Source organism: Pseudomonas graminis (assembly GCF_900111735.1).
GTDB lineage: Bacteria > Pseudomonadota > Gammaproteobacteria > Pseudomonadales > Pseudomonadaceae > Aquipseudomonas > Aquipseudomonas graminis.
Genome location: NZ_FOHW01000069.1, coordinates 1 through 8,977, shown reverse-complemented (window position 1 = coordinate 8,977; position 8,977 = coordinate 1). Strand labels below are relative to the sequence as shown.

The following is an 8,977-nucleotide window of genomic DNA, read 5'->3' as shown; positions in this document are numbered from 1 at the left end:
TTGAGCTTCGCGGGCGCCCTAAGGACGTGCTGTTTCACTCAGACCAGGGCTGTCAGTACACCAGCCATAAATTCCGTAATGAGCTGGTGACCCATGGCTTAAGGCAGAGCATGAGTCGCAAAGGCGAGTGCTGGGATAACGCCCCGATGGAGCGATTTTTTGGCAGCCTAAAATCGGAATGGGTGCCTAAAGAAGGATATTCGTCAGCGCATGAAGCACAGTTGGACGTGCAGCGTTATGTCATGCGTTACAACAGCCGTCGGCCCCACAGCTACAACGGCTACAGGTCGCCTGTGGCTGCGGAGGGAGCGGCTGCTTGAAAACCTAAACGGGTGTCCAGAATTACTTGACCAGTTCACTATCCGCTAAGTTAACGAATGCTTACGGCCCCGCAAGACGTCCTATAGGCTCGAACTCTCGACCCTTTTCAAGCGCCCTATCGAGGAATCGTGATTGGTTTCCTGATCGCGTGGGATCCAGCAATCTCGCCTCAGTTTCGAATTTGGGCTTTAACTGCCACTTATCTGTCTTCAGCTTACGGCGTCGTTTCATCAAACTCCCCCCTGGCCGTGATCGAGTCAAGCCCATTCACCTGACCAATTTCAATTCAAAAGCCCCGAAATAGAGCCCTACCACAACCAGTTGACCTCCCCCCGCACCCCCATGCATATTGCTCAACGTCTGGACCCTAACCCCTCAAGTCATTGCGACAGAACGTACCAGACCCTATCGCTGATTCAGTATCTTCAAGGAGTAAGTGGCATGGATGTCGACGAGGCACTTCAACGCGCGAAATTGGATGCTCGGCTCATCCCGGAAGATGTTGCGGATAACCCTTGGTTCACGCTGTGCGAGGCTGATCTTGCGCAGCTTTGCAGGGAATGCCTACCGGACGACCCTCTGCAATTCATTTTCAGCATCGGGACTTCCGTGCAGGCCGTGATTCTCTACCCCAGCCGTCTGGTTGTGATGTACGGCGGGATGTTTAACGCGTTTTGCCGTCTTGCTTCCAGAGTCGTCAGCAGCGGCGCGTTTGTGAACTTCGAAGGGGGTGCCGAGCCGACCTGGTCTTCTAAGCAATGCTCCGCGCCGGCCCCGGTGATTCATGGCCTGATGCCGTTCATGAACTGGAAAGAAGAAAGTGGCAAATGGAAGGCCAAAACAGAACGTCATGTTCTGTTTATGTATCTGGTGCTCACGCTGTCCAGGTTTGTCACCCTCCATGAGATAGGTCATGTCTACCATCGGCATGGCAAACGCTTCGTTACAGGTGGAGTAGACTGCTGTGAACTCGATGCGGCGAACCCCGGTTTGCTGCCGATTGCTCAATCTATTCCAAACCAGGCACGCGAACTTCTGGCCGACAATTTCGCGTTTCTCAGACTGCGCGAAATCATTACCAGAGAAATGCAGGTCAAAGCGTCTGAGCCAGCTTGTCAGCTGCTGAAGGCTAAATTGCTCGGGGATGAATACGAGGTAAACCGCTTCCTGCTACACGTCACCCATTTATATTTTCATATGATGGACAGGCAGGACTGGATGTACATCGACTACCGAGAAATGACGCATCCGCCCGCGCCTTTTCGCCAACAGAATTTATACACCCTGGTTTTTGAGTACGGCTTTGAGGGCATGAGTTCTAGTCAAACGTCCAAGTATTTGACTGAAACCCACCAAGCCTCCGAGGCGTTGGTAGCGGTGGTACATCAGCAACTCCCTCCTTTTATGCTACAGGGCAAGTTGGAACAAGAGGGCTTTGCTCAGCTTTATGAATTGATTCACCAGGTCCTTCCTGATTGGTATAGAACGTAGGTGTATCTCAGACGCTTCAGCGTCGGTGAACACAGCCGCAGGTGCACTGGGTGTTGTCCGGCTCATGGTGGACACAGTGCGTGGGAACTGCGGTGACAACGGCGCACGCTTGGGTTGCTAGCGTGATTCTGCCTGGGCGGGGGCGGGGGCCGGAGAAGGCTTTTAGTTCGGTCTCGATGGCTTCAAGGTCGGTATTGAGCAGGTCATCGAGCAGACCGCCTTGCGCCGGGCTGAGCTGCTCGATGATCGTCTCATCCCGATGGATCTTTCGGCTCTGAGCGTCGACCTTGGATATCAACTGCGCAGCAAGCGTGCGCAGTTGTTCGGGAGTCATTTGGTCGAGATCAGGCAAGGAAGTCATGCCGTGGATTTTACCAAAGCAGCCCGAGTGCTACAGCTGAAAGGAAGGTTTAAAGCAATGTAATTGCCTGAAGCGACGTCTGAGGTCGGCCCACTTGAGAACTCGGCTATCGCTTCATTTTCGAGCCGTAAGCATGGCCACGTGTCAATGTGGCTGACATTTTATCGATCTGGCTATAAGATCATTACTTAGAAGTTGACCCCCAAAGGAGGTCAAAATGGCCAAGAAAAACCTAGGGTGGCAGCCATGAAAGACCGTGAGGCAAAAGTCCTGGAAGCCGATGCTGTCAACTCAGCGAAAGCTGCCGCAGCTAATCCGACGGCCGCTACCAAGCCAGCTGCTGCCGCCAAACCGAAGGCTGCTACCAAGCCGGCTGCTGCCGCCAAACCGAAGGCTGCTACCAAGCCAGATGCTGTCGCCAAACCGAAGGTTGCTGCCAAGCCAGCTATTGCCCCTAAATCTGCCGCCAAATCGAAGGCACCTATGGCGAAAGCGGTTGCTTCGTCCAAGCGGATGCACAACTCCCATTTTGAAGCTGCTCGACGCATGAGGCAGCTGGCTCAACTCCTTTCGCAGGATCCGGAGGAAGCCAAGGTCTTTGGGAAGAAGACGGGTGTGTACACCGCCTCAGGTGAGCTCACGGCAGCCTATCGATAAATGTATCAACTTCTTCCTTCGTTCGTTTTAGGGTTTCATGGGTGTGACCGCGAAGTCGCGGAGTCAGTGCTGGCTGGCGAACCGCTAAAACCAAGTACCAACGACTACGATTGGCTCGGACAGGGCGTTTATTTTTGGGAAAATAGCCCAGAGCGCGCCCTGAGCTACGCCGAAAGCATCAAACGCTACGTTAAGCGCGGGAAAGGATCGATCAAAGACCCTTATGTTATTGGAGCAGTTATCGATCTTGGATTTTGCTTCAATTTGACAGAGGAAGGCGCCTTGCTTGAGCTCAGTGGGGCTTTCGAGCTACTAAAAGCAACCGCTGGCGCTACCGGAAATCCCCTTCCAGTAAACAAAGCTGGTTTCGAAGGCGACTTAGACTTGCTGAAACGTCACTTGGACTGCGCTGTATTTCAGAATATGCATGCAGCCCGCGCTAAATTTGATCTGCCCTCATATGAGACTGTTCGATCCCCCTTCAATGAAGGAGAACAGCTTTACCCAGGGACGAGCTTTAGACAAAAAACTCACATTCAGATCTGTGTACGCGAAATTAGCTGCATAAAAGGTTATTTTCGGCCCCTAAACGACGACGGCAGCCTCTTTCAGCCTAACGACTAAGAGTCTAGAACTGGTGCCCACTTAAAATTTAAGTGCACACCATGTCTTGGCTATGCGGGGCTAGGTACCCGCCCTTGCGTTGTTTCCTGTGACCCCGGCCGACAAGAAATCTCTGGACGCAGCCGAAGCGTGGAATCCCAATGGGATTGCTCAACGTGCGACCCGAGCTTTACGCGCCCGTTATCCTGAACTGGGGATCATCACCGACGTTGCATTGGATCCGTTTACTACACACGGCCAGGCGGCATTCTCGACGACAGCGGCTACGTGCAAAACGACATAACAGTTGAGGCATTGGTCAAACAAACACTGCCACATGCTGAGGCAGGTGCTCAGGTGGTAGCGCCTTCGGACATGATGGATGGTCGAGTGCGGGCCATGCGTGAAGCACTCGAGTGCGGGCCATGCGTGAAGCACTCGAGTTGGCCGTGCACTTGAACGTGAGAATCATGGCTTATTCAGCCAAGTACGCCAGTGCCTACTACGGCCCATTTCGAGACGCTGTCGGCTCGGCTTTGAACTTGGGCAAGGCGAACAAGGCGTCCTATCAAATGGATCCGGCCAATGGTCACGAGGCGCTGCATGAGGTCGCGGCAGATTTGGCTAAGGGTGCCGACATGGTGATGGTCAAGCCAGGTATCCACACAGGAGCACATATTGGACGCACACACACGGACATTGAGATTGGTGCAGGGGCTGGAAGATTCACTAGACCAGTTTCCCCTTTCTAGCGTGATCAGGTCGCACGCCGTGCTAACGGAACGAGCACTCGATGCTTGGTCTGAGCGTCTTCGGGACCTAGGCCATCCGGGGCGCAAATACTGGGATCACCCTGCAGAATTGCTGTACGACGAAGCCGGCGTTCTGCTTGGAGCCATGTTTGTGCTTCTTCAGGCGGCAATTACCGAGACTGTTTCCATGGTAAAGCGGATGTACCAGCTCAACGGACAGCCAATACGCAAGGAAGCCGTCATGTCGCTGGAAGCAGAGCTCGACCAGACGTCAGGTCTCAGCTACGTAGCCATTGCAAACGGCGCTGCAAATTTTTACAAACACCGCTTTGAATGGCCGGAGGACTGGGTTACAGGTGTTTCACCGCAGCAGGCGGAGACAATCAAGCTTGTCTGCGCCGTTGGAATGAGTCCTGAACAGGATCTGGCAGACAACCTGCTCTGCGCGGTCCATGCCATTACGAGAACAACTGATTGCAACTCGAAAAACCTACCAGATTTGGTTGTGGAGAAATGGCGAACGAGACTCGCTTTGAGCCTTCGCGTCCAGTTCGCGCTGACTCAGTACCCCTAATGTTGTGGCTACGCACGCGGTCAGTGACAATCTGAATGCAGTATCAGCTATGTCTTACCTTGTCCTCTCATTCGTCGGTGGGTAGCTAATCGGTCCGACCCTGGCGGACAAGAAATGGCAGTACGTGATTTAAAGCGGGCTTAGTTCAACGGTTGCCTTGTCTGCGTAAAAAGCGACGTATCCCGTATGTCTGCCATTGCTGGATAAGGTGGCGAATTGCATTCCACTTGACCACCCGTTTGCATTGCCACGACCAGTCGTTCGCATTCGACTTGACCAGCCCACGAGGTGGTCCTTGACCGGCAGAAACGGCCAGAAGCGGACCTCTGCCTAGTAAATAACTATCCCAGCCAGGCGCAGGTTTGATGCCTTTTGAGTAATTGCATGGACTTGACCACCCATTTGCATTCGACTTGACCAGTCGTTTGCATTGGATTTGACCAGTCCGCTGGCCGATCCTGACCGTCGGAAATCGGCCAAAAGCAGACGTTCGGAAATAGGGGGCTTCTCCCTTGTTTCTCCATCCCTGTACGCGCTAGCCTCAATGCTGTTTTAACCGCCACAAACAGGAAGAAGGCAGTCACCCTATGAATTTAGATCGTGCAAGGCAGCTGATTCATGGCGAGTTAAATCACGACTTCCCTATTGAAAGTCTCATCCATGTTCTTGAAGCAGCCATTGAGCTTATTTCTCTTCCGGACAATGACTTCTGCTGGTCAAGTTGGGAGGACGAAGCACAGGCAAAAAAAGAATTGCTAGGGTTGGTCAGTACGCTGAAGTCTGGCGTGTTACCCGAAAGGCTAAAATTTGCAGTTCTGTTTGCTCCAACCGGTCCCCTGCAAGAAGTCAGCCTCAGCAGTGGTTGGGCGGAACCCTTCCTTAAGGTCGCTGAGAAATATGATGAAGTTGAGGCATTGCTGTGGTGAGCGGGCCAAAAATACACTGAATCTCATCCACTAAACCGCATTTACACGTGTTGTAGCTGAGCCTTCGTGTATGGCCGCTATGGGTCGAAAGCAATCAATCGTAATCGCCTGTCATCGGCAAAAAGCAATTGCCCAAATATCTCTACAATGGAAACTGAAATGTTCCCCGACAAGGCCTGCCCTGTGGTGCTTACGTCTTCACCGCCGATCAGGATTCTCCTGTTTCGACACCCCCTGGCCGGTACGCAGTTGGTGAAGGGCACTATCGAAAAAGGAGAAACGCCCGGCCAAGCTGCATTGCGTGAACTGACAGAGGAGTCTGGGATCAGTGATGCGGTGATCGAGAGTGACCTGGGATGTTGGAAGGCTGACCATCAAGATCAGGTTTGGTCGTTTCACCTTTGCCGCGCAGAGCGAGATCTGCCGGAGCGCTGGGGTTATAAGACGCTGGATGATCATGGTCACCTTTTCGAGTTTTTCTGGGCTTCGCTCGAAGATCTTCCCTACGCCGACTGCCACCCAGTGTTTCAGAGAGCACTGAAGTTTTTGTGCGAAAGGCTGAAAGCATCCGGTCAGTGGGGTGACTGACGCGGAAGTTGATCGCTCGCTGTAGGTCGAAGTTAGTCCGCGCATGATGGGCAGCTTCCGGCTCGAAGCGGCCAGTGGCTATGTAGCCTAAGAAGCTTGATACTCTGTCATCTATATTTGGTCTTCAGGCGCGGCTGGACGCGCCACCTAGTCGGCGGTCCTCCTGTAGATTATGTCCTGTACTGGCAGAACATGTTCAGCGTCAGTCGGCGCGAACGCTAGGTCAACGAGAGGATGATCAATTATGGCGGCCTTGTTGTTAAGAAAAATATTAGGATTGTTTTTTTGTGATTTTTCTAAATAGTATCGTACTGAGTTGGCTAGCACATCAGCTAAAATAGTTAGTGGTGAGTCTTCGATTGTGATTATTAGTTGTATTTCGTCGAATTTCGTTAGTGAATCGCTTTTGATGGTCGTGCTGTAGTGCTCTTTTACAAATTTCCCTGAGTTGTTAGGATCTGCATAGCGGAAATAAAAATTCTCCCGCCGTAGGAAGATTTTGGAAATGTAGTTCGCGGCTTGAGTAAATTTCTTAAGGGTTGTTTTATCAACTGGATCTGTCTTTATCTCAAGATTCAGATTTCTTATACCGATTGAGTGTGCCATGCCTAAAGCTTGAATGAGCACTCCCTGGAACAGGGTGGCATGCAAAGATTCTTTTGCATTTTTACTTCCTCCACGGTCATCTGCAAATTCGGACTGATAGAAGCCTTCTGAATACTGTGCTTGAAATATCCACTGCATTTTAGTGTTCTTTATGAATAAGAAAAAATCCTCCCGCAGTAGTTGCTGTTGAGATTTTTCCAGATCCGTAATGTGAAGCTTCTTGTTAATATCAAAACTGAAGCTTTCTAGGATTTTAGATAGACTGCTTTCAATGGTTCGAATTTCTGGTTCGGTATACAAAAAGCCTGCTATTACTCCGACTTCCCCTTCGTGTTTTTCTCTGGTTTTTGCGTAACCCTTTGCGCCCGACTCATCCAGCACCAAAATCATTTTCGTCATGCTTTGAGGCCCTCCCTCTGTCATCTGCATTGATCAATGCACGTACACAATATAACCTATTTTAAAACATACAATCCTAAATCATAGGATACGTCAGAATATTCGTTATGCGTGGAAAAAACAGAGGGCAACGAATATTTATTGAGTCGCCGTCGGTATAGGTGTCTATACCTTGCGAGTACAAACTCTTTACAAGACCTTGGATATCACTATCCAGTGATGCCCACCAGCTTGGCGACATATAGAAGTTTTCGATAAGCAATATCATAAAGGCCGCCAGGCTATCACCCGTCAGCTTCTTATCCAAGAACTGCTTTATTAACTTTCTGCAAGTTTTAGCGTGCTCTGGCAGCCAAGACAAAACAATATAACCTTTATCCTCGCTGGAAAATGAATTGATGGCAATGTAATCCGGCATTATGTCGGGATCGTTGGATATATCCTGAGCTTTATCACCATTGAAATCAAACGTCGGGCCAACAATGGCGCTCCCCATTATTGGCGGTGGAGAGTCGAGGGTAAATACAGCATAGCTCAAGCCCGAATAATCTTTCGAGGTCAACATTGTGTCGAGCTTTGACTTGATGGATTCTAAGTCGCGTACAGTTAGCGCATTGTTGGTGCCGAACGTACTTGCTGCGGCTTGAATGGCCACCTGATGAAGCAGATTCTTTCCTCTGTCTAGGGTTTTCATAAAATCAAAGGTTTTTGAAGCGTAGGCTTTACTAAATAATTCTTTTGCGACCCCTCGATAAGTAACTAGAAAGCAATGTAGCGGCACAGCTTTGAAAGGCTCATCTTCTATTGGGGAGAATAATTTCTTGTCATGAACAGAACAGAAGCCTGAGAACGTTGATGCATTGTTTATTCCGGTCTCGACAAGTGCAATTTTTGGCGCAACATTGCTCTTAATATCTATGGATATTTTTAGCACATGGCCGTCTTTGGCTATCGCTTTCAAGGATGAGCTTTTTGAAACTGTGTGAGCATTAATTATCTTGCTTGAGCATTCATGTGCCAGTGTTTGCGGGACGCTGCATTTTTTGGTTTTCTTGAAGGAGCCTAACGTTTGAATAACTGTATGAATCGCTACAGGCGGCTGATTTTCTGTATCTCTGTGGCAGTGCTTATACTTCCTCCCTGACTTACACCAACAAGGATCATTTCTTCCCGGCTTCTTCATGAAAATCCTTTAAATAAGCTAGCTAATTCGCGTTGCTCACAAGCACCGCTGCCCCCATAGCATCGACATCTTGTCGGCAGGCTAATCGGATAGTGTATGTGTTTTGGAATCAGTGCAAGCCGTCGAGGTAGTTAGGAATGGCGACGCTGAAATCGCTCTGCTCACTGACTGCTTTTGGCCCAGAGTGTGTAAAAACGCGGTGGTGTACTGTCGGCGCGCAGCGCCGAAGGTTGTTAGCCGCGGAGCTGCTCGCAACAAGCTTACGGGTCGTCACTAGGGGTCGTGGAGGCTTCAGCGAGGCTTCTGGCGAGCCGAGTAAGCAACGAAGTCAACCCTTTCAGGCCGACAACGCCTTCATTAAGCTGCTGGTGCCAAGGATTTTCATAACGCGCTTCATGTTATAGGCGAGCACGTTCAAGCTCATTTCTGCACTGACGCCGTCCAGCCTCCGCGTCAAAAAATGCGTGGCGCCCATCCACTGTTTGAGCGTTCCGAAGGGATGCTCAACTGTGCGCT

10 protein-coding genes and 2 pseudogenes are annotated in these 8,977 nt (G+C 50.6%); 8 read left to right on the top strand and 4 right to left on the bottom strand.

The window, feature by feature from the left end; genetic code table 11:
* On the top strand, positions 1–320 hold a 320-nt coding region (locus BMY98_RS26085; RefSeq protein WP_139214585.1), incomplete at its 5' end, for an integrase core domain-containing protein.
* A gap of 442 nt (positions 321–762) precedes the next feature.
* Positions 763–1,812 carry a M48 family metalloprotease gene (locus BMY98_RS26080; protein ID WP_074893656.1) on the top strand — a complete coding sequence of 350 codons (1,050 nt, stop codon included), beginning with the start codon at positions 763–765 and terminating at the stop codon, positions 1,810–1,812.
* Positions 1,813–1,831: 19 nt separating this feature from the next.
* On the opposite strand, the pseudogene BMY98_RS26075 reads toward BMY98_RS26080, so the two are convergent.
* Positions 1,832–2,173, bottom strand: a pseudogene (locus tag BMY98_RS26075) (IS66 family transposase); the annotation flags it as partial.
* Positions 2,174–2,419: 246 nt separating this feature from the next.
* On the opposite strand from BMY98_RS26075, the gene BMY98_RS27385 reads away from it, so the two are divergent.
* The 6 genes and pseudogenes from BMY98_RS27385 to BMY98_RS26035 all read left to right on the top strand — a co-directional run bounded on the left by BMY98_RS27385 (position 2,420) and on the right by BMY98_RS26035 (position 6,273).
* Positions 2,420–2,830, top strand: a complete 411-nt coding sequence (locus BMY98_RS27385) for a hypothetical protein (protein ID WP_175514227.1) — start codon at positions 2,420–2,422, stop codon at positions 2,828–2,830.
* Positions 2,831–3,454 carry a hypothetical protein gene (locus tag BMY98_RS26065; RefSeq protein WP_074893652.1) on the top strand — a complete coding sequence of 208 codons (624 nt, stop codon included), beginning with the start codon at positions 2,831–2,833 and terminating at the stop codon, positions 3,452–3,454.
* A 64-nt stretch (positions 3,455–3,518) separates the two neighbouring features.
* Positions 3,519–4,095 (top strand): annotated as a pseudogene (locus BMY98_RS27120) (porphobilinogen synthase); the annotation flags it as partial.
* Between the two features lie 109 nt (positions 4,096–4,204).
* Positions 4,205–4,759, top strand: coding sequence for a hypothetical protein (locus BMY98_RS26045; protein ID WP_245760126.1), 555 nt, complete (start codon positions 4,205–4,207; stop codon positions 4,757–4,759).
* A gap of 587 nt (positions 4,760–5,346) precedes the next feature.
* Positions 5,347–5,685: a hypothetical protein gene (locus BMY98_RS26040; protein WP_074893646.1), complete on the top strand. Its 339-nt coding sequence runs from the start codon at positions 5,347–5,349 to the stop codon at positions 5,683–5,685.
* A gap of 159 nt (positions 5,686–5,844) precedes the next feature.
* Positions 5,845–6,273 carry an NUDIX hydrolase gene (locus tag BMY98_RS26035; RefSeq protein WP_074893644.1) on the top strand — a complete coding sequence of 143 codons (429 nt, stop codon included), beginning with the start codon at positions 5,845–5,847 and terminating at the stop codon, positions 6,271–6,273.
* A 147-nt stretch (positions 6,274–6,420) separates the two neighbouring features.
* Here BMY98_RS26035 and BMY98_RS26030 read toward each other — a convergent pair whose 3' ends face one another.
* The 3 genes from BMY98_RS26030 to BMY98_RS26020 form a co-directional block, all read right to left on the bottom strand.
* Positions 6,421–7,278: a hypothetical protein gene (locus tag BMY98_RS26030; RefSeq protein ID WP_074893642.1), complete on the bottom strand. Its 858-nt coding sequence runs from the start codon at positions 7,276–7,278 to the stop codon at positions 6,421–6,423.
* 76 nt (positions 7,279–7,354) lie between these two features.
* Complete coding sequence (locus BMY98_RS26025) at positions 7,355–8,461, bottom strand: YecA family protein (protein WP_074893640.1); 1,107 nt, start codon at positions 8,459–8,461, stop codon at positions 7,355–7,357.
* A 337-nt stretch (positions 8,462–8,798) separates the two neighbouring features.
* A partial coding sequence (locus BMY98_RS26020; protein ID WP_074892778.1) for a transposase occupies positions 8,799–8,977 on the bottom strand: 179 nt, incomplete at its 5' end.

Excerpts from the sequence above, each read along its gene's own strand:
- BMY98_RS27385 (WP_175514227.1), top strand. The coding sequence starts at position 2,420 with ATGAAAGACCGTGAGGCAAAAGTCCTGGAAGCCGATGCTGTCAACTCA.
- BMY98_RS26065 (WP_074893652.1), top strand. The coding sequence starts at position 2,831 with ATGTATCAACTTCTTCCTTCGTTCGTTTTAGGGTTTCATGGGTGTGAC.
- BMY98_RS26035 (WP_074893644.1), top strand. The coding sequence starts at position 5,845 with ATGTTCCCCGACAAGGCCTGCCCTGTGGTGCTTACGTCTTCACCGCCG.
- BMY98_RS26080 (WP_074893656.1), top strand. The coding sequence starts at position 763 with ATGGATGTCGACGAGGCACTTCAACGCGCGAAATTGGATGCTCGGCTC.
- BMY98_RS26025 (WP_074893640.1), bottom strand. The coding sequence starts at position 8,461 with ATGAAGAAGCCGGGAAGAAATGATCCTTGTTGGTGTAAGTCAGGGAGG.
- BMY98_RS26030 (WP_074893642.1), bottom strand. The coding sequence starts at position 7,278 with ATGACGAAAATGATTTTGGTGCTGGATGAGTCGGGCGCAAAGGGTTAC.
- BMY98_RS26040 (WP_074893646.1), top strand. The coding sequence starts at position 5,347 with ATGAATTTAGATCGTGCAAGGCAGCTGATTCATGGCGAGTTAAATCAC.